A 22,420-nucleotide genomic window follows, 5' to 3' on the forward strand; every position below is an offset into this window, starting at 1 on the left:
TCGCACCTGAACAACCTATGCGGCTTTCCGGCAGTCAGGCTCACATAGGCGAAGCGGCCGAAGAATGAGGGTCCGCGCCTCGCGTTTCGAGGATCCGCAAGGCGGGATCAGGCTCGGCAACGTGGCCCTGACTTCAGGCGTTGCTTTCAGCCGTTTTCAACCGTCTGTAGCGAGCAGGGCGCATGACTATGGCAGATCTACTCCACCGGCACCAGCAGGTGCTCGTAAGGCGCGTCGGGCCACATTTGGCGCCGTAAAGTGACGTTTTGCATCGACGAGAAGCGACAACCCTTCAGCGGGCTTTGGACCAGCAGCCAGAGCGCTCCGCCGGGATGACAACACTCTTCACATCACGCGGCTTCGCCGCGTGCAAGGGCGGCCGCCTGCTCCAGACTCACGCCCTTGACCAGGGGGTCAGCGTGCCGATGCACCAAGCGCCATTCCGCCTCTTCGCGGCGATAGACTAAGGTAACCCGCAGCGGCCAATCCTGGGCTGGCAGACCGCCGACCTCGACGTGCGGGCGTTCAATGATCGCGAGGACCACCATGTCGGCGGAACCATAGGCTTGAAGAAGTTCGTGCTCGAAGGTGCCGTTCTTGAAAAAGCGGCCCATCGCCTCGATCCGCTCTGCAGTGAGTTCAGAAGCCCGCGTGGGCTTTCCGCCGAATGGAGACATCAGCAGGAAGTCCTCGGTATGTGGGATCACCTCGTAGTACTTCGTTATCTCCCCGCGCATCAGCGCCGAATTTGCTTCCGCAGAACGCTCGACGAGATCGGCAACCGTCTGGTCCATAGTGGGCTCCTCAAGAGCTTGTGCCGAGGCTTTCGTTAATCTTGCAGTTTGTGACAATGTCACGCTAGCGCTTGCTGCGGCGAGAAGGGAACGTCGTGATACTGGCATGCGGGTGCTCCCTGCATCTGTTTCCGATGCGAAGCGCGCCTTGCGCTGCTCCGCTTGCTCAGGAGATCGCACTTCAATGATGCTGAATCCAGTGATATGATCTCATCGATATGCTGAACAGAATTGACCTATCCCGCGCAGACCTCAACCTCCTCGTTCTGTTTGAGATCGTGCACGACGAGCGCCACGTGGGCCGGGCGGCAGAAAAGTTGAATCTGACGCCTTCGGCAGTCAGCCATGGGCTGGGCCGATTGCGCCGCCTTCTCAATGAACCGCTTTTCCTCAGAACGCCGAAAGGAGTTATACCGACGGCGCGCGATGGAACTCGCCTCACCAATCTCGGACGTCTTGGCGCGGGTGAGGAGTGTCATCTCGACCGCCGAGCCATTCGACCCCGCGAACTCCACACGCCGGTTTACGATCGGTGCTCCCGACGGCGTCGCGGCGGTCTTCCTGCCGCCGCTTCTTGCCGAGTTGGGTCGGGCTGCGCCTGACATTGACATCGGCGTGCGTCAGCTGCTTCCCGCGCCGGGAGAAACCTCGCCCGAGCGCGCTTGGCGCAGCGCCTTTGCCGATTTGGAGGCAGGCGCGATGGACATTGCCGTCATCCCGTCTGGCCATATTCCCTCGCGCTTCCATGCGCGCAGCCTCTACAACGAGGATTTCGTCCTCGCGATGCAGGCTGGGCATCCGTTCGCGGACGATCCTACGCTGGAGCGTTATTGCGAGATGAAGCATCTGGTCGTCTCGTTCACTGGCGATCCTCATGGCTTCGTCGATGAGGTTCTGGCGACGCAAGGCTATTCGCGGCGGATCGCACTAACCGTACCCAGCTTTATGTTCGCCCTCGCCGTCCTTGCCGACACCGACTTTATTTCCGCACTGCCGAAGAGATTTGTCGCCAGGCATGCGGCGCGGTTCGGGGTGGTAAATCTGGAAGCCCCGTTGCCACTGACGACCTTCCACCTCAACGCCATCGCACCGAGGGCTGCGATGATGGATGCGGGGCTGGCTTGGATCTTCGACTTGCTTGCGCCCAGGCACGAATGCTGGGGTTAGCCGTCCGCCGTAGCTGGAGAACCTCTGGTTCGCGGCTGGCGCGGGGCGGCGCTGGATGACTGGATCTCGGGACCTTTTCAAGGCGGCCCGCCGCACTGATTTGCAGGGGGGCAAATGCAGCAGTGATGTCCTAGCCGCAAGCGGGGTGGCGTACGTCCGGGATGGGTCACGGATCGTCGTGTGGCTGCCCAGAAGGAAAGGCATGGAAGGGTTCGTCCCCTGCCATTCCAGTCGGGTATCAAACGCCAGGCTTTCACCACCAGTGCATGTCGCCCAAAATGCGCAGCGATCGAGTGTCGGTAGGTCCTGAATAGGGTCGGTACCGGCCCGAAAGAAACACCAGGGCGGCAGAAGGCATCTCAATCAGCAGTAGCTCAAGCCTCAGCAATAAACGCCTAGCCTGGCCAATCGAACGTCTGGGCAGCTCGGACCATTGCCGCCGTCGCCGGGCTATAGGGCCGGCCCGGAACGCTAGCCAGGGACACCGTGCGTGCCACCGCGGGTTCGATCAGTGGACGCTGCAAAAGTTCAGGCGATGTCACCGAATATTCAGGCATGAAGGCGAAGCCGATCCGCGCCAGCACCATTGATTGGATCCAATCCTCGCGCTCGGAACGAAAGCGGGCATAAAGGCTGACGTTTCTTTCCCGGCACACACCCATTACCAGGTCCCGCATTTCGCAGGACAGACGATCGACATAGGGTTCTTGAGAGAGATCGACCAACTTGATTGCATTGAGGCTCGCAAGCCGGTGATCCGGCGCGAATACGACGACATAACGCTCACTGTAGAGATCATGGACGCGGAACGCCGCTCCCAATCCCTCCAGCGGATTGAGAACGGCAAGATCGAGATCGCCTTGCTCAAGCCTGTTTTTCAGTTCCTGAACGCTCGCCTCGCTGACTTCAAGCTCGACGCCATGATAGTCGCGCTGGAACTTTGCTAGGAACCGGGCGAGTTTCACATGGCCGATGGTCGACATGACTCCGAGGCGGATCGGCACCTGGTTGAGCAGCCTGAAATTGTCGGCAAGCGTTCTGGTTGCGTGGGCCTCCTGCATGATCTGCTGAAGATGCGGCAGAATGGAGCGCCCGAACTCACTCAGGAGGACGCGCTTTCCCTCGCGGTGGAACAAGGGCGCGCCAAGCTCATCCTCAAGCGTCTTGACCGCTTTGGTGAGCGCCGGCTGAGACACATTGCAATCGGTGGCGGCCTTGGTGAAGTTCAGCATCTTCGCGGCGGCAAGCACGTAGCGGACCTGAAACATCTCCATGGCGAGCCCTCCCGAGGCGGTTCCACGAAACGACATTGTAATCCTTTCATCGATAACTGTCGGCTATCGATCGATAGAAAAAATGTCGTTCTCTTTCGGCCGCCGCTGCATTCAACTCCTGTGGTCACTGTTCACAGGAGGAGATCTGGAAATGACTGTCTACATGGTGGAACGCGACCTCAAGGGCATCAGCATGGAAGCTCTGGGAGGTGCGCAGAAGGCGGCGATCAGCAAAGCCGCCGAGATGACCTCCAACGGCACCGACATCAGCTATCTGCGCTCGACCTTCGCACCGGAGGACGGCCGCTGCATGTGCCTGTTTGACGCTGCCTCCGATACCGACGTGAAGCGTCTAAACGACGATGCGGGGCTGCCCTATCACAGGATCGTACCAGCGCTCGATCTTACCCCATAAGGCCAGCACGACCGGGCTCGTGATGACCATCCGGGCCCGGTGTTCTTGCGGGTCATGCGCAGCGCGCCAGGCTGATCATTTGGAACGACGGAAAGACCAGGACGTTCTTGCTGTATCCGCTAGCCCACAGGTCTAACGCTTGCTGTTCGCAGGAGTCGGAGGCGCACCATGTTTGGCAACTCGGGCATCATTGCTCTGCCCCGCCCGCTTGAGCGCCGCATGGATACGCTTGCGCAGTCGTTCATGCGCCAGCGGCTCGGATCGCAGATGGACTTCTCGACCCCGGAAGGCGAGCCGGCGCTGTTAGCGCCCAACTCGGTGTCCTGGCGTATTTTCAAGAACCCTGTTGCGCTGTTCATCGGCGGGGTTACTGCGGTGCTGCTCGAATTGGCAGAGCCGCGGGTTCGCGACGCCATTTGGCAACACAGCACATTCCGCTCGCAGGCGCTCCGACGATTACAGCGTACCGGCCTCGCTGCCTTGGTTACGGTCTATGGCCCTCGAACCAAGGCTAAGGCCATGATTGAAGGTGTGGTCAGGATGCATGGGCGCGTTTCGGGTCGAACCAGCGAAGGTGAGCCATACCACGCCACCGACCCGGAGTTGCTGAATTGGGTGCAAGCGACGGCCGGATTTGGCTTCATGGAGGCGTATCACGTCTATGTGCATCGCCTGCATTTTTTCGAACGGGACGCGATGTCTGCTGAGGCTCGGCCCGTCGCGCTTCTCTATGGTGCGGCCGGCGCGCCCACGTCGCAGGCCGAGCTTTACGCGCTGTTCGATGTGATGCGGCAAAGACTCGTCCCGTCGCCGATCGTCTCGGAGTTCCTGGAGATCATGGAAGACGTTCCCGCCTTGCCGGGAGTGGCTCGACCGCTTCAGCGGCCATTTCTGAAGGCGGCAGTCGAGATCCTACCCCGCTGGGTTCGCACGCGCTTGGCACTCGGCGACCGCTGGACGTTGAAGCCGTGGGAGCGTGCTTTTGTGAAGACGACGGCTGCAATCTGCGAGAGCGTCGTCCTCCCTTCATCCCCGGCCGTCCAGTCGTGCCGTCGCCTCGGCCTTCCCGAGAACTATCTCTATCGTCGACGTTAATTCAGGCTTTCCAACATTGATGGAGCCGCGCCGCGGGTAGGAAATTAAAGTTTTCGATACTGCGCGACCGGAAGGATTCTGGCTCAGCAATGCCATTCCAAGGCAGGTATCACGCGTCAGGCTCCCACCACCAGTCGCCCAAAAGTGTGCAGCGGTATTGCGACAACGACTTGCACGAAATCAGGCCCGAGTCAGCGGATACTGTTCCTTCAGCGTCTTCAGCACCTGATCGCCGGGCATCGGCGCGCCGAACATGAAGCTCTGCACATATTCGCAGCCCATCTGGCGCAGTTCGAGCGCATCGCTTTCATCCGAAATGCCCTCCGCCACGACTGAAAGGCCGAGTTCATGCGCCATGTTGACCATGGATTTGAGCAGCACCGCGCGTTTCGGTGTCGCGTCGTCGACGAAGCTCTTGTCGATCTTGATCGTGTCGAAGGGGAAGCGCGTCAGATAGGCCAGCGATGAGTAGCCGGTGCCGAAATCGTCGAGCGACAGGCCGATACCAAGCTTCTTCAGCTTGTTCAGCACATGGGCCGTCTGCTCGGGATTGTCCATCACCAGCGATTCTGTGAGTTCGAGCCGGAAGCAGCGCGGCTTCAGATTGGTCCGCGCGATCACCGAGCGGACGTCGCTGACCAGATCGCGGCGGATGAGCTGGCGGCTGGACAGGTTGACCGAAACCGACAGCGGCGCGTCGCCGATCTGCTTTTGCCATCCGGCCAGATCTTCGGCGGCCTGTTGCATGGCGAACAGGCCAAGCTGCACGATCAGGCCGCAGCTCTCGGCGACCGGGATGAAATCGCCCGGCGGGATCATGCCGCGGCGCGGATGGTCCCAGCGCAAAAGCGCCTCGAAGCCGGCAACGCTGCCGTCTTCGAGGCGCACGATGGGCTGGTAAGCGAGTGTGAATTCGCGCCGTTCGATGGCGCGGCGCAGGTCGGACTCGAACTGCAGCCGGTCGGTGCCGACGGTCCGGAAGGCGGGGCGGAACGGCTCGATCCTGTCGCCGCCGAAACGCTTGGCTTGGTGCATGGCAAGCTCGGCGTCCTTGACCATATCCTCGGCCGAACTCTGCGCCGAGGTCCAGGTGACCAGCCCGATCGAGGCGGTCAGCACGATCTCGCGCTTGGCAAAGGTGATCGGATTGTTGATCGCATGCTTGATGGCGTCGGCAACGGCTGCGATGCGGGCCGGATCCTGTTCGGAAAGCAGCATCAGTGCGAACTGGTCGCCGGCAAAGCGTGACAGCGAATCCTTCGGCTTAAGCAGCCGGTGCAGCCGGCGCGCAATGGTGAGCAGGATGGTATCGCCGGCCGAGATGCCGAGCCCGTCGTTGACCTGCTTGAACCGGTCGATGTCAATCACGAAGACGGTCGGACGCACCTTCTCTTCCGTGCGAGCAATCGAGATGATCGCCTCCAGCCGATTCATCAGCAATTCCCGGTTCGGCAGGCCGGTCAGATTGTCGTGCACGGCATCGTGCAGCAGCCTCTCCTCGGACTTCTTCTGCTCCGTCACGTCGACCATGGTGCCGACGCAGCGGATGACCTCGCCGTCCGATCCGATCACCGGCCGGGCGCGCAGCGAAAACCAGTGATAGTGCCCGTCGGCACCGCGCAGGCGGAAATTCTGCGACACCCGGCCGCGCCGGTGTTCGAGCACCACGTCGAGCGTTGTGCGGAACGTGTCGCGATCATCGGCATGCAGCACCGGCAGCCAGTTGCGGGCGGCGCCGCCCAGGCTGTCGGGCGCAAGGCCAAGCTGGATGCTGACATCCGGCTTGGTGACGACGCGGTCGCGCATCACGTCCCAGTCCCAAACCGTGTCGCCCGATCCGGCGACGGCCAGCGCCTGCCGTTCGAGATCGGAGAACAGGCCCTGATGCAGCGCGCCGCCGGCAAAGGCGTGCTGCATGACGGTGAAGCCGATCAGCAGGATGATGAGGATCAGCCCGCCGCCCAATGCCGGCTGGGCGATGTCGTTGTCGAGCATGCCGGTGATCGCCATCCACGACCCGCATAGCCACAACAGGACCATGACCCAACTGGGCACCAGCATGATGGCACGGTCGTAGCCGCGTATGCCGAGGAAGATGATCAGGCCGAGGCCGGTCAGCGCGGTGGCGGCGAAGGACAGCCTGGCGATGCCGGCGGCGACCGCCGGATCGACGATTGCAACGCCTGCGATCAGTACCAGCCCCAGAATCCAAACCAGCGCGCCGTAGCTGAAATGGCCGTGCCATCGGTTGAGGTTGAGATAGGCAAACAGGAACACCACGAAGGTCGCCGCAAGCGCCACCTCCGTTCCGGCTCGCCACATCTGCTCGTTGCCGGGCGATATTTCCAAAACCTTGTTGAGAAAGCCGAAATCAATGCAGATATAGGCGAGCACCGCCCAGGCGAGTGCTGCGGTTGCCGGGAACATCGAGGTCCCCTTGACGACGAAAAGGATGGTCAGGAACAGCGCCAGGAGGCCGGCGATGCCGATGACGATACCGCGAAACAGCGTGTAAGAGTTGACCGAGTCCTTGTAGGATTCCGGATCCCATAGATAGACCTGCGGCAGTTTGGGCGAGGCAAGTTCGGCAATGAAGGTGATCACCGTTCCGGGGTTCAGCGTCACCCGGAACACATCGGCGTCGGGGCTGGTCTGGCGGTCAAGCGCGAAGCCCTCGCTGGGCGTGATCGCGGCAATGCGGGTCGAGCCGAGATCCGGCCAGAAGATGCCGGAATTCACCAGCCGGAAATGCGGTGCGACGATCAGCCTGTCGAGCTGCTGGTCGGTGGTGTTGGCAAGTGCGAACACCGCCCAGTCGCCGGTCGAGCGCGCATCATTGGCCTCGACCTCGATCCGCCGCACGATGCCGTCCGGTCCCGGCGCGGTCGACACCTGGAAGTTCTCGCCCTGGTCGCGGTAGATTTCGACGGCGCCCGAAAGATCGAGCGCCACGTCGTCGCGGGCGATCTTGATCGGCTCGACGGCGAAGGCCGAGGACGTCGCGCAGAGCACGACGATTGCCGTCAGCACAAAGGCGAACAACGACCCGATTCGCAGGAAATTCGTCAAAAATCAGTCCTTCGTTCCCGCGCCCGGCGGATCGTCTTCGATCCGGGCGTAGAGGTAGTGGTCCTGCCAGATGCCGTTGATCCTGAGATAGGATCGCAGAAGTCCTTCGCGCCGGAATCCGGCTTTTTCAAGCACGCGGATCGACCGGGCGTTGTCGGGAATACAAGCAGCTTCGATCCGGTGCAACCTCAGCGTATCGAAGGCGAAGCGCGTCACCACCTTGACCGCGTCGGTCATCAGGCCACGGCCGCTGTAGCGCTCGCCGATCCAGTAGCCGATATGACCGCTTTGTGCGACGCCGTGGCGGATGTTGCCGAGGGTGATTCCACCGACAAGCTTGCCGTTGCCTTTCTCGAAGATGAAGAAGGCTATGGCCGTTCCCTGCGCATAGTCTTCGCGATAGCGGCTGAGGCGATGCCGCCAGGCCGTGCGGTCGAGCTCGTCGGGGTTCCACCGCGGCTCCCACGGCTCCAGGAAGGCGCGGCTTTCCCCGCGCAGCACCGACCATTCACGATAGTCATTGGTCAGCGGCACGCGCAGCGTGACCCGGTCACCCTTCAGTGCCGGCAGGTCACGGCGAAAGAAAGGGAGCGCGAACATGACGCTTTGATGGACTTAGCCGGCGAGCTTTCGGGCCGTGGTCTGCGTGCCCGATAGCGATTCGAGGACCGCCTCATAGGGAGCGAGCGTACCCACCGGTCCGACGGCAGTCAGCGTCGGCTTGGTCGAAAACAGCCGTGACGACAGGTCCGTCAGCCGCTCGACCGTCAGCGCCGACAGCCGTTCCATCAGCTCTTCCTTGGCGATCGGCCGGCCGAACAGAAGCATTTGCCGGGCGATCTGCGAGGCACGGCTGGCCGGGCTCTCGGCAGACATGATCAGGCCTGCGCGGTACTGGGCGCGTGCCCGGTCGAGTTCCTCCTGCAGGATGCTCTCGCCGGCCTTCTGCAACTCGTCGATAACCACCGGCACTAGTTCGGCGATGTCGCTCTGCCCGGTCGCGGCGTGGACACCGAATATGCCGGTGTCGGAAAAGCCCCAGTGGAAGGCATAGACCGAATAGCACAGCCCGCGCTTTTCGCGGACCTCCTGGAAAAGACGCGACGACATGCCGCCGCCAAGGATCATCGACAGGACCTGCGAGGCGTAGAAGTCGCGTACATGATAGGCGCGGCCCTCGAACCCCAGCACGATCTGCGCGTCCATCAGGTCGCGGTCCTCGCGGAAATCGCCGCCGACATATTGCGCAAACTGCGGCATCGTGTTGTCGGACTTGCTACGGAAACCGCCGAGATGCTTCTGGACCTCGCGCACGAAATTGTCGTGCTTGATGTCGCCGGCGGCGACGACCACCATGCGCTCGGCGCCATATTGCCGTTCGATGAATTTGTGCAATTGCTTCGAGGTGAAGGATTTGACGGTTTCCGGCGTGCCGAGGATGGAGCGGCCGATCGTCTGGTGGCGGAAAGCCGTCTCGGTGAAGCGGTCGAAGACGATGTCGTCGGGCGTATCGTGCGCGGCGCCGATCTCCTGCAGGATCACATGCTGCTCGCGCTCCAGTTCCTGCGGGTCGAACTCGGATTCCTGCAGGATGTCGGAGAGGATATCGACGGCCAGGGGCACGTCGTCGCTCAGCACCCTGGCATAATAGGAGGTAGTCTCGACACTGGTGGCGGCATTGATCTCGCCGCCGACATCCTCGATTTCCGAGGCGATCTCGAAGGCGCTGCGCCTTCTGGTTCCCTTGAACGCCATATGTTCAAGCAAGTGGGCCATTCCGTGCTCTTCGCTACGCTCGTTGCGGGCGCCTGATTTGACCCAGGCACCAAGAGCGACGGATTCGAGGCTTGGAAGGGTTTCGGTGGCGACTGTCAGGCCGTTCGACAGACGGCTTACCTCAACACCCATATAGCAAATACTCCCTAACTTGCCGCCCGCGTGTGGCGGCTAACATAATCTTCCACCATTTTCAGGTCGGATGGAAGTACCGTGTATTTTTCCTCTGATGTCATCAACCCGCCTAGCCATGCGGGCAGGGCAGGCGACACGCCGCTGGCGGCTTCGACGGCGGCCGGGAACTTTGCCGGATGGGCGGTGCCCAGCACGACCATCGGAACGGCACTGGTGGCCTTCGCAGCCGCAATATGCATGGCCGCGGCCGTGTGCGGGTCGAGCAGATACTCGCTGGCTGCGAGCGTCGAGCGGATCGTAGCGGCGACTTCGTCCATGGTCGAACGGTCGGCATCGAATTCGGAGCGAATCCTGGCGATCTCGCCGGCTTCGACGGTGAAGGCTCCGGACTGCTTGAGGCCGTTCATGTAGCGCCGCACGGTCGAGGCGTCGCGGCCGGCCGCCTCGAACAGCAAGCGCTCGAAATTCGAAGAAACCTGGATGTCCATCGACGGCGACGTGGTCGAAAAGACGCCTTTCGTGCGGTATTCGCCGCTCGACAGCGTGCGCGCCAGAATGTCGTTGTCGTTGGTCGCGATGACCAGCCGCTCGATCGGCAGCCCCATCTTCTTGGCGGCGTAGCCGGCGAAGATGTCGCCGAAATTGCCGGTCGGCACCGTGAAGGAAACCGGCCGGTCGGGCGCGCCGAGCGACAGCGCCGACGAGAAATAATAGACGATCTGGGCCATGATGCGGGCCCAGTTGATCGAATTGACCCCGGACAGCGACACCCGGTCGCGAAAACCGTGATCGTTGAACATGTCCTTCACCAGCCCCTGGCAGTCATCGAAATTGCCTTCGACCGCCAGTGCATGGACATTTGCGGCGATGGACGTCGTCATTTGCCGCTGCTGCACCGGCGAGACCCGGCCGTGCGGGAAAAGGACGAAGATGTCGGTTCGATTGCGCCCGGCGAAGGCATCGATGGCGGCCCCGCCGGTATCGCCGGACGTGGCGCCGACAATGGTGGCGCGCTGGCCGCGTTCGGCAAGCACATGGTCCATCAGCCGGGCGAGAAGCTGCATGGCCACGTCCTTGAAGGCAAGTGTGGGGCCATGGAAGAGTTCCAGAACGAACATGTTCGAGCCGGTCTGCACCAGCGGGCAAACCGCCTCGTGACGGAACGTCGCATAAGCTTCGCGCACCAGGCGTTCGAACACCGGCATCGCGATCTCGCCGCCGAGAAACGGCGACAGCACGCGGATGGCGAGGTCGGGATAGGCAAGGCCGCGCATCGCGCGGATCTCTGCGGCTGAAAACTGCGGCCAGATATCAGGCACATAAAGACCGCCATCGCGCGCCAAGCCCGCGAGCACCGCGTCGGAAAATCCAAGCACGGGCGCTTCCCCGCGAGTACTCACATATTGCATCGTCATGTTCCATGGCTGCCGGGCGGTCCGTCCGCGGCAAAGTGGTTAATTTCCGAACTTGCTCAGTCGCATTTTTGCCGCGCGGTTGATATACGTCACCCGCTTTGCGAGAGGGAAGTGCAGTTCATGGCGTTTCATTCATCCAACGGTCGTTTTGTCGCGGGTCTGGCCCTCACCGGCTTTATGCTTACCGCCGCCGGCTGCCAATCAGGCGGCAGTAGCATGCTGGGCTTCGGAAAGAAGGACACGACACCGCCACCCCCGCCGGACCCCAAGGTTCTTGCCAGCCAGTTGCTGGCCTATTGTCCGAAAGTGACGCTGCGCGACGGCACCGCCTTCTTCAACACCTATGCCAAAGGCAACCAAAAGCCTAAGAAAAAAGCGGCCGCTCAGGACGCCGAAGCTGCTGCGCTTGACGGGAGCAGCGATCAGCAGGACGATTCCGCGAAGATCATCTACCAGGCTTCGATCACCGATGTGACCCGCGACTGCAACCGTGCCAACGGCTCTCTGACGATGAAGATCGCCGTGGCCGGCAAGGTCGTTCCGGGACCGATGTTCAGCCCGGGCACCATCACCATGCCGATCCGTATCGCTGTGATGCACGGCACCGAGGTCCTTTACTCGCAGCTTCACCAACATCAGGTCCAGGTAACCAATCCCACGAGTGCCACCCAGTTCGTCTTCACCGATTCGAACGTTGTCGTTCCCGAGCCGACCGCGAAGGATTATCAGGCGTTCGCCGGCTATGACGAAGGCCCGCTGAAGAAGACCGACAAGAAGGTTGCCGCGGCCGAATAGCCGCGGCTTTGGAGCTGCGCGTCCATTTGGACGCATGCATCACGCATCCGCCGACCACTCCGACAGGGCGGCGATCACGCTTTTCAGTTCCGCCCAGCGGCGGATGACCGTTTCGGCGCCGGCCTCGGTCAGCGCGTCGGCATGCCCGGGATAGCTGTGCGCCGCTCCGGTGAAGCCGATCACACGCATGCCGGCTGTCCTGGCGCCGGTCACGCCGTGCACGGAATCCTCGATGACGAAGGTGTTCGCCGGATCGGCCTGGAGCTTTGCCGCGGCAAAGAGAAACACGTCTGGCGCCGGCTTGGATTTTCCGCTTGGTGTTTCCAGCGAGGAAAAAATCCGGCCGTTGAAAAACGGCAGCAGATGCACCTTCTCCAGCATGAATTCGATCCGCTCGGAGCGCGAATTCGAGCAGACGCAGCGCGGCGTGGTTACCGCGGCGACCGCCTCGTGCACCCCGTCGACGGCGCGCACGTCGCTGCGCAGCCGGCGGTCGACCAGGTCTTCGGCACGATCGATCAGCGAGGCCTGGAACGGGACGCGGGATTTTTCCTCGACCCGCATCATGATGTCCTTGAAGGTCAGCCCGGCATAGGTTTCGGAAAGCTCCTCGGCCGATATCTCGTAACCGGCCGACGTCAAAAGCTCGGCTTCGATGCGCGCGGCGATGATTTCGGAATCGACGAGCACGCCGTCGCAATCGAAGATGACAAGGTCTGGCTGGGGCATAGCGATCCGGAAAGCGGGAGGGAGGCGGCTGGGACGGTTCTGGCGGCGCGGCATACACCAACAGGCCGATCTTCGCAAATTACCCGGAGTCCGCACCCCAGGCCTTCACCGAAAATTTACGCTGATCGGTAACCATAACAGGGAGTAAACAGTAACGCGTGCTTTGGGTGTAACAATGTCTGCCGTGCGTCTTCTCGACGAGCTTTCCCACGCTCCCCAGCAATCTGAATGGCTGGATACGATCCTGAAGGGCGATTGTGTCGCCGCGCTCGACCGGCTGCCGGAAAAATCCATCGACGTGATCTTTGCCGATCCGCCCTACAATCTGCAGCTCGACGGCGATCTGCACCGGCCCGACCAGTCCAAGGTCGATGCCGTCGACGACGACTGGGACCAGTTCGCGAGTTTTGAGGTCTACGACGCCTTCACGCGGGCCTGGCTGCTGGCGGCGCGCCGCGTGCTGAAGCCCAACGGCACCATCTGGGTCATCGGCTCCTACCACAACATTTTCAGGGTCGGCGCCAAGATGCAGGATCTGGGGTTCTGGATCCTCAACGATGTCGTCTGGCGCAAGACCAATCCGATGCCGAATTTCCGCGGCCGCCGCTTCCAGAATGCCCATGAGACGATGATCTGGGCCTCGCGCGACCAGAAGGGCAAGGGCTACACCTTCAACTACGAGGCGCTGAAGGCGTCGAACGACGACATCCAGATGCGTTCCGACTGGCTGTTTCCGATCTGCACCGGCAGCGAGCGCCTGAAGAACGAAAATGGTGACAAGCTGCATCCGACGCAGAAGCCCGAAGCGCTGCTCGCCCGCATCATGATGGCCTCGACCAAGCCCGGAGATATCGTGCTCGATCCCTTCTTCGGCTCCGGTACCACCGGCGCCGTGGCCAAGCGCCTCGGCCGCCATTTCGTCGGCATCGAGCGCGAGCAGGCCTATATCGACGCCGCCAACCAGCGCATCGATGCAGTTCGGCCGCTGGACGGCGCTGCTCTTACCGTGCTTACCGGCAAGCGCGCCGAGCCGCGCGTTGCTTTCGTCAGCCTCATCGACACCGGGCTGATGCTGCCGGGCGCCACGCTCTACGACGCCAAGAAGCGCTGGGCGGCCAGGGTGCGCGCCGACGGCACTGTGGCGGTTGGCGACAGCGCCGGATCGATCCACAAGATTGGCGCGGAAGTGCAGGGGCTGGATGCCTGCAACGGCTGGACCTTCTGGCACTATGAGCGCAGCGGCGGCCTGACCCCGATCGACGAGCTTCGCCGCATCGCCCGCCTCGGCATGGAGCGGGCAGGGGCCTGATAACAGTCAGCCCTTTTCTTCCAGAACAATTTCGTTCAAATCGCCTTCGGCCATCAAGGTGAGCTGATTGTGAAAACGGGACAGTCCCGAATAGTCGGTGCGAAGCTGAATACGCGCAAATTCGACTGCGTCGGCGTCTTCAGCGACCTCGATTCGAACTGCCAGATGACCAACGCCATCCGTTGGGAAAACAGAGATGTTTAACAGGCCTGGCGACTTCAGCGAAAGCATCGCTCGCTCAAGGGGGTATGCTTTCAGCGAGGTCATGAATTCGCTTACTTCGTTGATTGTGAAATATACGACGCCATGGCCACGAAAGTTACCCTGCACGATATCAATATCGAGCATCGGCCAGTACGGGTCGTAGGTTAAGACAATCCTGCCCATAACCGTATCGGTCAGAACGCGATGTCGTAACGCTTAAGGTCAGCCTCGAGCGTCTTTGCGTCAGTGAACAGCACCGACTGCCAGCCGGCCGCCTTGGCGCCGTCGACATTCTTCTGGCTGTCGTCGATGAACAGCGTGGCCGCGGGCTCGAGGCCGAACGCGGCGACGTGATGGTCGTAAATGCCGCGATCAGGCTTGATCATGCCGATCTCGCCCGAAATGGTCACACCGCGCGGTCGGTTGAGAAAGTCGAAACGCTGCCGGGCTTCAGCAAGTGTGTCGGCGGCGAAATTGGTCAGCATGGTGACGTCGTGGCCGGTCTCGATCAGCTTGTCCATGATCTGGACGCTGTCGTCATAGGCGTGCGGCACCATCTCGTGCCAGAGGCGGCGGAAGTTGCGGATGTTTTCGGCGTGGTCCGGGTGTTCGGCGATCAGCAGCGCCTCGGCCTCTTCCCAGGTCCGGCCGCGGTCCTGCTCGATGTTCCAGTCATGCGTGCAGACATTGTCGAAGAACCATTTCCGCTCTTCGGCGTCGGGGATCAATCGGCTGAAGGGCAAATTCGGGTCGTAGTGAATCAGCACTCTGCCGATGTCGAAAACGATATGGCGGATTACGGTCATTCTTGTCCTCGTCAATGCAATTCAATGTGAGGCGATGTGGGCGATTCAATGTGCGCGCTGCTTCTTCGTCGCGCCCGGTATCGCCGCTTCGATTACCTTTTTCATGACAGTGGGCAGCGCTTCGCCGGAAATTTCATGGGCCAGCGACCAGAAATGCCCCGCAGGGGCGGCGCCATCGGTCATCGTTTTGAAGACGTCGAGTTCGAGCGCGAAATGGGTGAAGACATGGCCAATCCGGCCGGCTGGCCTCCAGTTGCCGGGGAAGGGCGCCGCCGCGTCCGTGGTGGCGCCGTCGATCCGCGCGGTCCAGCCGGTCGTCGGTACTTCGGTCATGCCGCCGAGCAGGCCTTTATCCGCACGCTTGCGCAAAAGAACGGCGCCGTCATCACGTACGGCAACGAAGGCAGCCCCGCGCCGCAATGGTTTCTCACCCTTCGGCAGGCGGACAGGGAAGCGCTCGGGATCGCTTGAAACAGTGGCGCTGCAATCCTCCCGCAGCGGGCACAGCATGCAATGCGGCCGCCGTGGCGTGCAGATCGTCGCGCCGAGATCCATCATTGCCTGGGCGAAATCGCCAGGTCTGGTCGCCGGCACCATGCGCTCGACATAGGTGCGTATGTCCCCCTTGGCTTCGCTCAGCGGCGTGACGATCGAAAACAGCCGAGAAACGACTCGCTCGACGTTGCCGTCGACGACCGCGGCGGGCTGGTCGAAGGCGATCGCCGCGATCGCAGCCGCCGTGTAGGCGCCGATGCCGGGAAGTTCTCTCAAGCCAGCTTGCGTATCCGGAAACCTGCCACCTTGCCGTGCGACGAAATCGGCGCAGGCCTTGAGATTGCGCGCGCGGGAATAATAGCCGAGCCCGGCCCAGGCCTTCATCACATCTTCGGTCGGTGAGGCGGCCAACGCCTCGACATCAGGCCATTTCTCGACAAAGGCCCGGAAATAGGATTTTACCGCTTCGACCGTAGTCTGCTGCAGCATGACTTCGGAAAGCCAGACGCGGTAGGGATCGGGCCGTATGCCGCGTGCCAAATCGCGCGGCGCAATGCGCCACGGCAAGTCGCGGTGATGCGCGTCGTACCAGCCAAGCAGGCGGGACGCGATGTGGTCGCTGTCTCCAGATGCGGCCCTGCCGCTATCTCCGGATGCAGCTGTGCTGCTATCTCCAGACGCGGCTCTGCCGCTGTCCCCAGATGCAGCTTTGCTGCTATCCTCAGATGCGGCTTTGCCGCCAACTCTGGATGCGGTCTTGCGGGTCTGGTCGTGCAGTGCCATTGATCGAGGACTGGCCTACCGATGCGTGGTGAAGGTCGTGACTGGAGAACGCACATGGCAGGGAAAAGGCCCTTCGGCAATCCCGTTCCGGTGAGTGATCTCGCAACCCAGATTCTCGATCCGGTGTTGCGCAAGCGGGCCGGCATGTCGATCGGGCTCGTCCAGTCGTGGGAGGAGATTGCCGGGCCGCGGCTTGCCAGCCGTTCGCGCCCTGAAAAGATCCAGTGGCCGCGCCGCATGCATGAAGATGATCCGTTCGAGCCGGCGGTGCTGGTCATCGCCTGCGAAGGGGTGGCCGCCCTCCATCTGCAGCACGAGACCGGCGAGATCATCAACAGGGTCAATGCCTTCCTTGGCTTCAACGCTATCGGCCGGATCAGAATCGTGCAAAAGCCGGTGACGGCGGACAAAGGGCGGCCTAAACCAAGCTTTCGGCCGCTGACCGCGGCCGAGAAGGTGAAGTTGTCAGGCACTGTCGGAATGATCGAGGATGACGGGCTGCGCGCTTCGCTGGAGCGGCTCGGCGCCACCATTCTCGGTCAAAAGAAAGTATAATCTCGCGCTTTCGTGATCGCGTACACAAGATTTGGCGATTGGAATGGGGACGGCGATGCCTTAATTCGCGCCAACTCTCGCCTTTTCTAGCCTTTGCATTGCAAAATCCAACCATTGTCAGGTGATTCGTATGACCCGTCTTTTGTCCCGCAGAAACCTCCTGTCGTCGCTGGCCGCCATTCCGGCGGTGGCTCTGCTCGCCGCCTGCAGCGACTCGGGGGAGAAAGCCGTGGCGGAGGATGTGAAACCTGCGGCCCCCGCCGATCCGATGAAGCCGGCCACTCCGGCCGCGGCCAAGGCGCCTGAGGCCCAGGGCACGGTGGACATGGCGGCCTTGCTGAAACCCGGTGCACTGCCCGACGAGCAATTGGGCAAGGACGACGCGAAGGTCACCATCGTCGAATATGCCTCGATGACCTGCCCGCACTGCGCGCATTTCCACGAAACCACCCTCCCGGAGCTGAAGACGAAATATATCGATACCGGCAAGGCCCGCCTTATCCTGCGCGAATTTCCGTTCGACCCGAGCGCCGAGGCTGGTTTCATGCTGGCGCGCTGCTCCAAAGACAATTATTTCCCGATGGTGGACGTTCTGTTCAGGCAGCAGGCGAACTGGGCAGGTGTCGCCAATACCAAGGACGCCCTGCTGCAAATCTCCAAGATGGCCGGTTTTACACAGGAGTCCTTCGAGGCCTGCTTGACGGACCAGAAACTTCTGGACGATGTGAGATCGGTCCAGAAGCGCGGCGCCGATGAATTCAAGGTCGACTCGACGCCGACCTTCTTTATCAACGGAAAAACCTACAAGGGGGCGCTGTCGATTGAGGAAATCTCGGCCATTATCGACCCTCTGCTCTGACGTTTCGGCAACGCCGAAGCGGCTGCGCCTCGGCGTGCGCGACTTTTTGCTGTGCCGCGGGTTCTTGTCGCAAAACCGCGGAACACTTTTGCCGACCCCGCTTATGGGGCGGCGCGAATGAAGTTTTCGCGCCTCCGCCTGCTCGGTTTCAAGTCCTTCGTCGAACCCGGTGAGTTCGTCATCGAACGCGGCCTGACCGGCATCGTCGGGCCGAACGGCTGCGGCAAGTCGAACCTTGTCGAGGCGCTGCGCTGGGTGATGGGCGAAAGCTCGTACAAGAACATGCGCGCGTCCGGCATGGACGACGTCATCTTTTCGGGTTCTGGAACGCGTCCGGCCCGCAACACCGCTGAAGTCACGCTTTTCCTCGACAACAGCGACCGTAGCGCGCCCTCGGCCTTCAACGACGCGGACGAACTGCAGGTTTCGCGCCGCATCGAGCGCGAGGCGGGTTCGCTCTACCGCATCAACGGCAAGGAAGCCCGCGCCAAGGACGTACAGCTGCTTTTCGCAGACCAATCCACCGGCGCGCGCTCGCCCTCGATGGTCGGACAGGGCCGCATCGGCGAGCTGATCCAGGCCAAGCCGCAGGCGCGCCGTGCCCTGCTGGAAGAGGCGGCCGGAATTTCGGGTCTGCACACACGCCGCCACGAGGCTGAACTGCGTCTGAAGGCGGCAGAACAAAATCTGGAACGGCTGGACGATGTCGTCGGCGAGCTGGAAAGCCAGATCGAAAGCCTGAAGCGCCAGGCCCGTCAGGCCTCGCGCTTCAAGAACCTGTCGGCCGATATCCGCAAGGCTGAAGCGACGCTGCTGCATCTGCGCTGGACGCTGGCCAAGACACAGGAAGGCGAGGCGCGCTCGGCGCTGGCGATTGCCACGGCACTTGTCGGCGATCGCGCCGCCGCCCAGATGGCTGCCGCCAGGGAGCAAGCGATCGGCGCCCACCGGTTGCCGGAGCTGCGTGACGCGGAAGCCGCCGCCGCTGCCGCCTTCCAGCGCCTGTCGATCGCCAAGACGCAGATCGAGGAAGAAGCGGGCCGCATCCGCGCCCGCCAATTGGAACTCGACCGCCGGCTCCAGCAGCTCGACGGCGACATCGTCCGCGAGGAGCGGATGGTCCGCGACAATGCGGATATTCTTGAACGCCTCGCCGCCGAAGAAGCCGCGCTCAATACCGAGAACGCCGGCGCCGCCGAGCGCGAGGCCAGCACCCGCGCGGCGGTCGAACAGGCGGCGTCGACGCTTGCCGCCAGTGAAGCCAAACTCGCCGGGCAGACCGCCGAACGGGCGGAGGTCGCCGCCTCCCGCAACCAGATCGAACGAACGCTGCGCGACACCGCTGAGCGCCGCGACCGTTTCGCCCGCCAGCTGGCCGATGTCGACCGGGAATTGTCCGATATTGCCTCCAGGGTCGCCGGCCTGCCCGATCCCGCCGAGAAGCAGCTTCTGGTCGAACAGGCCATGGCGCTGCTCGAGGAGACCGAAGCCGCGGCGATCGCCGCCGAACAGGCTGTCGCCGAGGCGCGCACGGCGGAAAGTGCCGCCCGCCCACCGGTTCAGGATGCAAAGGCCGAGCTGGCGCGGATCGAAACCGAGGCCCGCACGCTGGCCAAGATCCTGAATGCCGCGAGTGGCGACCTCTTCCCCTCCGTCCTGGAGCAGATCAGCGTCGAGCGCGGCTATGAGACGGCGCTGGGCGCGGCTCTTGGCGAGGATCTCGACGTGCCGCTCGACCGCAGCGCGCCGGTGCATTGGGGCCAAAGCGAGGTTCAGCCCGGCGACGCCGCTCTGCCCGAAGGCATCAATAGCCTTGCCAGTGTGGTCCGCGCGCCGGCGCAATTGGCCCGCCGATTGGCGCAGATCGGCATCGTCGAGGCCGGCGACGGAAAGCGGCTGCAGGCGCTGCTTGCGCCCGGGCAACGGCTGGTCAGCCGCGAAGGGGCGCTGTGGCGCTGGGACGGACTCACCGCCAGCGCCGACGCGCCAACCGCGGCAGCGCAGCGGCTGGCGCAGAAAAACCGGCTGGCCGAGCTCGATGCCGAGGCGGTCCACGCGACCCGCATCCTACGCCAGGCCGAAGAAGCCCTTGCACATGCCGAGCAGGCGCTTGCCCAGGCGAGCGAGGCCGAGCGCAACGCTCGTCAAGCCGGGCGTGATGCCCAGCATGGGTTGGACGCCGCCCGCAACGTGCTGGCGGAGGCCGAGAAGGCCGGCGGCGAGCTGTCGAGCCGACGCGCCGCACTTGACGAGGCCCGCGCGCGCATCGTCGACAGCCATGAAGAGACGGCCGCGGCTTTCATCGAGGCGGAGATGCTGCTGCAAAGCGCTCCCGATCTCGGTGATCTGCAGTTGCAGCTCGAACAGTCGGCCGCCAACGTCGCTCGCGACCGCGCCACCCTTGCCGATGCCCGCGCCGTCCATGAAGGCTTGAGGCGGGAAGCCGAGGCGCGAACGCGCCGCCTCGACGCCATCGGCGCGGAACGCCGCAACTGGCTGGAGCGCGCCGAAAACGCCTCGACGCAGATCGCAGCGCTCGGCGAACGTAAGGCCGAAGCCGAGGCCGAACGCGAGAGGCTGGCCGACGCACCCGACGAGATCGACGCCAAGCGGCGCGCTTTGCTGTCGCAGCTTGCCGAAGCCGAAAGCCTGCGCAAGACAGCTGGCGATCGTTTGCAGGAGGCGGAGAACCGGCAGTCCGAACTGGACAAGGCCGCGACATCAGCAATCCAGTCGCTGGCCGAGGCACGCGAAAGCCGCGTCCGCGCCGAAGAGCGGCTGACCGCCGCCGATGAAAGGCGGCTCGAGGTCGAGGCGCGCATCCAGGAGACGCTGAACACGCCGCCGCATCTGGTCATCCGCCACACCGGCCTGGAGGCCGACAGCCCGATGCCGGAGATGGCCGAGATCGAGCGTCAGCTCGACCGGCTGAAGATCGAGCGCGAACGGCTGGGCGCCGTCAATCTGCGCGCCGAGGAAGAGCAGAAGGAACTGTCCGATCGGCTGGAGACGATCGTTTCCGAACGCGAGGATATCATCGAGGCGATCCGCAAGCTGCGGCAGGCGATCCAGAGCCTGAACCGCGAAGGCCGCGAACGGCTTCTGGCTGCCTTCGACGTGGTCAATGGTCATTTCCAGCGGCTGTTTTCGCATCTGTTCGGCGGCGGCACGGCGGAACTGCAACTGATCGAGTCCGACGATCCGCTCGAGGCCGGTCTCGAAATCCTTGCGCGGCCGCCCGGCAAGAAGCCGCAGACGATGACGCTGCTTTCCGGCGGCGAGCAGGCCCTGACGGCGATGTCGCTGATCTTCGCCGTGTTCCTGACCAATCCCGCGCCGATCTGCGTGCTCGATGAGGTCGACGCACCGCTCGATGATCACAATGTCGAGCGTTTCTGCAATCTGATGGATGAAATGGCCGCCACCACCGAGACCCGCTTCGTCATCATCACGCACAACCCGATCACCATGGCCCGCATGAACCGGCTGTTCGGGGTCACCATGGCCGAGCAGGGCGTGAGCCAGCTCGTGTCGGTCGACCTGCAGGCGGCCGAGGCCTTGCGCGAGGCGAGCTGAAGCTTCGACAGTAAGGCTTGTCGGTAGCGCCTGTTGGGGCTTTCGGCTATAGCACGAATTGGACCAGGTCGGTTCCGTTCATTCGGATGCATGATCCTTTCCGAAATCGATCTCGATTTCGCGGTGATCTGCCAGCATATGCATGGAGAACCTTGTTGCCTGTACTTGTCACCGGAGCCGCGGGGTTCATCGGCAGCCATGTTTGCCATCATCTCCTGAGCAGGGGAGAAGCGGTCGTCGGCGTCGACAATATGAACGACTATTACGACCTGGCGCTTAAAAAGGGGCGTCTCGCCCGCCTTCAGCCCCACAAGGACTTTTCATTTCATCAGATCGAGATCGCCAAAGAGGGGGCGCTCGCTAACGCTTTGGCAGGGCAAGGCATAACCAGGATTGTCCACCTCGCCGCGCAGGCGGGCGTGCGCCATTCACTCGACAATCCGAGGCTCTATGTCCGTTCCAATGTTGTCGGCCATCTCGAGATGCTCGAATTCTGTCGCGCGCAGCCCGCATTCGAGCACCTGGTCTATGCCTCGTCGAGTTCGGTCTATGGCGGCAACCGCAAGGTTCCGTTCAGCGAGACCGATCAGGTCGACAGGCCCGTCTCGCTCTACGCCGCCACCAAGAAGTCAGATGAATTGATGAGCCATACCTACGCTCATCTCTTCGGGGTGCCGCAGACCGGCTTGCGATTTTTCACCGTCTACGGTCCCTGGGGCCGGCCCGACATGGCCTATTGGATATTCACCAAGGCGATGCTCGAAGGCAAGCCGATCCGGGTGTTCAACAATGGCGAGATGTGGCGGGATTTCACTTATGTCGACGATGTGGTGAGGGCAGTCGTTGCCGTGCTCGACAAGCCGCCACCGGCTGAAGTTCCGCCGAGCAGGCTCTACAATGTCGGCAACAACCGGCCGGTGCGGCTGGGCGATTTCATCGACACTCTGGAAAGACTGCTGGGTGTAAAGGCGATCCGCCACAGCGAGCCGATGCAGAGCAGCGACGTCGAGCGGACCTATGCCGACATGACGGCGCTGGAGCGCGATTTCGGCTTCAAGCCGAGCGTTTCGATCGAAGATGGGCTGAAGAAATTTGTCGACTGGTACCGGTCCGAATGGGCTGCGGGATCAACGACAACGTGACTGCGGCCTGCGGGTCGTCGCCTGCGG

The 22,420-nt window shown here is 62.5% G+C and carries 18 protein-coding genes and 1 pseudogene; 9 read left to right on the forward strand and 10 right to left on the reverse strand.

The features are described 5' to 3' along the window. Positions 1–350: 350 nt before the first annotated feature. Positions 351–794, reverse strand: a complete 444-nt coding sequence (locus tag AC0L3N_RS02835; protein WP_236387998.1) for a nuclear transport factor 2 family protein — start codon at positions 792–794, stop codon at positions 351–353. 218 nt (positions 795–1,012) lie between these two features. Here AC0L3N_RS02835 and AC0L3N_RS02840 point away from each other — a divergent pair. Next, a pseudogene (locus tag AC0L3N_RS02840) lies at positions 1,013–1,961 on the forward strand (LysR family transcriptional regulator). A 395-nt stretch (positions 1,962–2,356) separates the two neighbouring features. On the opposite strand, the gene AC0L3N_RS02845 reads toward AC0L3N_RS02840, so the two are convergent. Next, complete coding sequence (locus AC0L3N_RS02845) at positions 2,357–3,235, reverse strand: LysR family transcriptional regulator (RefSeq protein WP_167391349.1); 879 nt, start codon at positions 3,233–3,235, stop codon at positions 2,357–2,359. Positions 3,236–3,386: 151 nt separating this feature from the next. Here AC0L3N_RS02845 and AC0L3N_RS02850 point away from each other — a divergent pair, with 151 nt between their 5' ends. Then, positions 3,387–3,650, forward strand: coding sequence for a DUF4242 domain-containing protein (locus AC0L3N_RS02850; protein ID WP_292180858.1), 264 nt, complete (start codon positions 3,387–3,389; stop codon positions 3,648–3,650). 168 nt (positions 3,651–3,818) lie between these two features. Further along, positions 3,819–4,745, forward strand: a complete 927-nt coding sequence (locus AC0L3N_RS02855; protein WP_473545429.1) for an oxygenase MpaB family protein — start codon at positions 3,819–3,821, stop codon at positions 4,743–4,745. A gap of 180 nt (positions 4,746–4,925) precedes the next feature. On the opposite strand, the gene AC0L3N_RS02860 is transcribed toward AC0L3N_RS02855, so the two are convergent. From AC0L3N_RS02860 to thrC, 4 genes are read right to left on the reverse strand one after another with little or no spacing between them, the layout of a single operon-like run. Next, a complete protein-coding gene (locus AC0L3N_RS02860) occupies positions 4,926–7,814 on the reverse strand; it encodes an EAL domain-containing protein (protein WP_473545431.1) in 2,889 nt (962 codons plus the stop codon). 3 nt (positions 7,815–7,817) lie between these two features. Beyond that, positions 7,818–8,414 carry a GNAT family N-acetyltransferase gene (locus AC0L3N_RS02865; RefSeq protein ID WP_123147085.1) on the reverse strand — a complete coding sequence of 199 codons (597 nt, stop codon included), beginning with the start codon at positions 8,412–8,414 and terminating at the stop codon, positions 7,818–7,820. A gap of 15 nt (positions 8,415–8,429) precedes the next feature. Then, positions 8,430–9,722, reverse strand: coding sequence for a M16 family metallopeptidase (locus tag AC0L3N_RS02870; protein WP_473545433.1), 1,293 nt, complete (start codon positions 9,720–9,722; stop codon positions 8,430–8,432). Between the two features lie 14 nt (positions 9,723–9,736). Then, on the reverse strand, positions 9,737–11,134 hold the full coding sequence (gene thrC, locus AC0L3N_RS02875; protein WP_473545435.1) for a threonine synthase: 1,398 nt from the start codon (positions 11,132–11,134) through the stop codon (positions 9,737–9,739). A gap of 126 nt (positions 11,135–11,260) precedes the next feature. Here thrC and AC0L3N_RS02880 point away from each other — a divergent pair, with 126 nt between their 5' ends. Beyond that, positions 11,261–11,935: a hypothetical protein gene (locus AC0L3N_RS02880; protein ID WP_473545839.1), complete on the forward strand. Its 675-nt coding sequence runs from the start codon at positions 11,261–11,263 to the stop codon at positions 11,933–11,935. 39 nt (positions 11,936–11,974) lie between these two features. On the opposite strand, the gene AC0L3N_RS02885 is transcribed toward AC0L3N_RS02880, so the two are convergent. Further along, positions 11,975–12,664, reverse strand: coding sequence for an HAD family hydrolase (locus tag AC0L3N_RS02885; protein WP_473545437.1), 690 nt, complete (start codon positions 12,662–12,664; stop codon positions 11,975–11,977). A 175-nt stretch (positions 12,665–12,839) separates the two neighbouring features. Here AC0L3N_RS02885 and AC0L3N_RS02890 point away from each other — a divergent pair, with 175 nt between their 5' ends. Beyond that, the gene (locus AC0L3N_RS02890) at positions 12,840–13,973 is read left to right on the forward strand and encodes a DNA methyltransferase (protein ID WP_473545439.1); all 1,134 of its coding nucleotides are present in this window, start codon (positions 12,840–12,842) and stop codon (positions 13,971–13,973) included. Positions 13,974–13,979: 6 nt separating this feature from the next. On the opposite strand, the gene AC0L3N_RS02895 is transcribed toward AC0L3N_RS02890, so the two are convergent. Genes AC0L3N_RS02895 through mutY form a run of 3 tightly spaced genes read right to left on the reverse strand, consistent with a single transcriptional unit; the run spans position 13,980 to position 16,261 of the window. Continuing rightward, a complete protein-coding gene (locus tag AC0L3N_RS02895; RefSeq protein WP_133254710.1) occupies positions 13,980–14,360 on the reverse strand; it encodes a hypothetical protein in 381 nt (126 codons plus the stop codon). Between the two features lie 11 nt (positions 14,361–14,371). Next, positions 14,372–14,983 carry an HAD family hydrolase gene (locus AC0L3N_RS02900; protein ID WP_473545441.1) on the reverse strand — a complete coding sequence of 204 codons (612 nt, stop codon included), beginning with the start codon at positions 14,981–14,983 and terminating at the stop codon, positions 14,372–14,374. A 45-nt stretch (positions 14,984–15,028) separates the two neighbouring features. After that, complete coding sequence (gene mutY / locus AC0L3N_RS02905) at positions 15,029–16,261, reverse strand: A/G-specific adenine glycosylase (protein ID WP_473545443.1); 1,233 nt, start codon at positions 16,259–16,261, stop codon at positions 15,029–15,031. 54 nt (positions 16,262–16,315) lie between these two features. Here mutY and AC0L3N_RS02910 point away from each other — a divergent pair, with 54 nt between their 5' ends. The 4 genes from AC0L3N_RS02910 (at position 16,316) to AC0L3N_RS02925 (ending at position 22,393) form a co-directional block, all read left to right on the forward strand. Next, a complete protein-coding gene (locus tag AC0L3N_RS02910) occupies positions 16,316–16,816 on the forward strand; it encodes a DUF721 domain-containing protein (protein ID WP_473545445.1) in 501 nt (166 codons plus the stop codon). Positions 16,817–16,946: 130 nt separating this feature from the next. Then, on the forward strand, positions 16,947–17,675 hold the full coding sequence (locus AC0L3N_RS02915) for a DsbA family protein (protein WP_192365396.1): 729 nt from the start codon (positions 16,947–16,949) through the stop codon (positions 17,673–17,675). A gap of 117 nt (positions 17,676–17,792) precedes the next feature. Further along, positions 17,793–21,251, forward strand: a complete 3,459-nt coding sequence (gene smc, locus AC0L3N_RS02920; RefSeq protein ID WP_473545448.1) for a chromosome segregation protein SMC — start codon at positions 17,793–17,795, stop codon at positions 21,249–21,251. A gap of 155 nt (positions 21,252–21,406) precedes the next feature. Further along, positions 21,407–22,393: an NAD-dependent epimerase/dehydratase family protein gene (locus AC0L3N_RS02925; protein WP_473545450.1), complete on the forward strand. Its 987-nt coding sequence runs from the start codon at positions 21,407–21,409 to the stop codon at positions 22,391–22,393. Positions 22,394–22,420 lie beyond the last annotated feature (27 nt).

This window comes from Mesorhizobium sp. WSM4807, assembly GCF_055811615.1.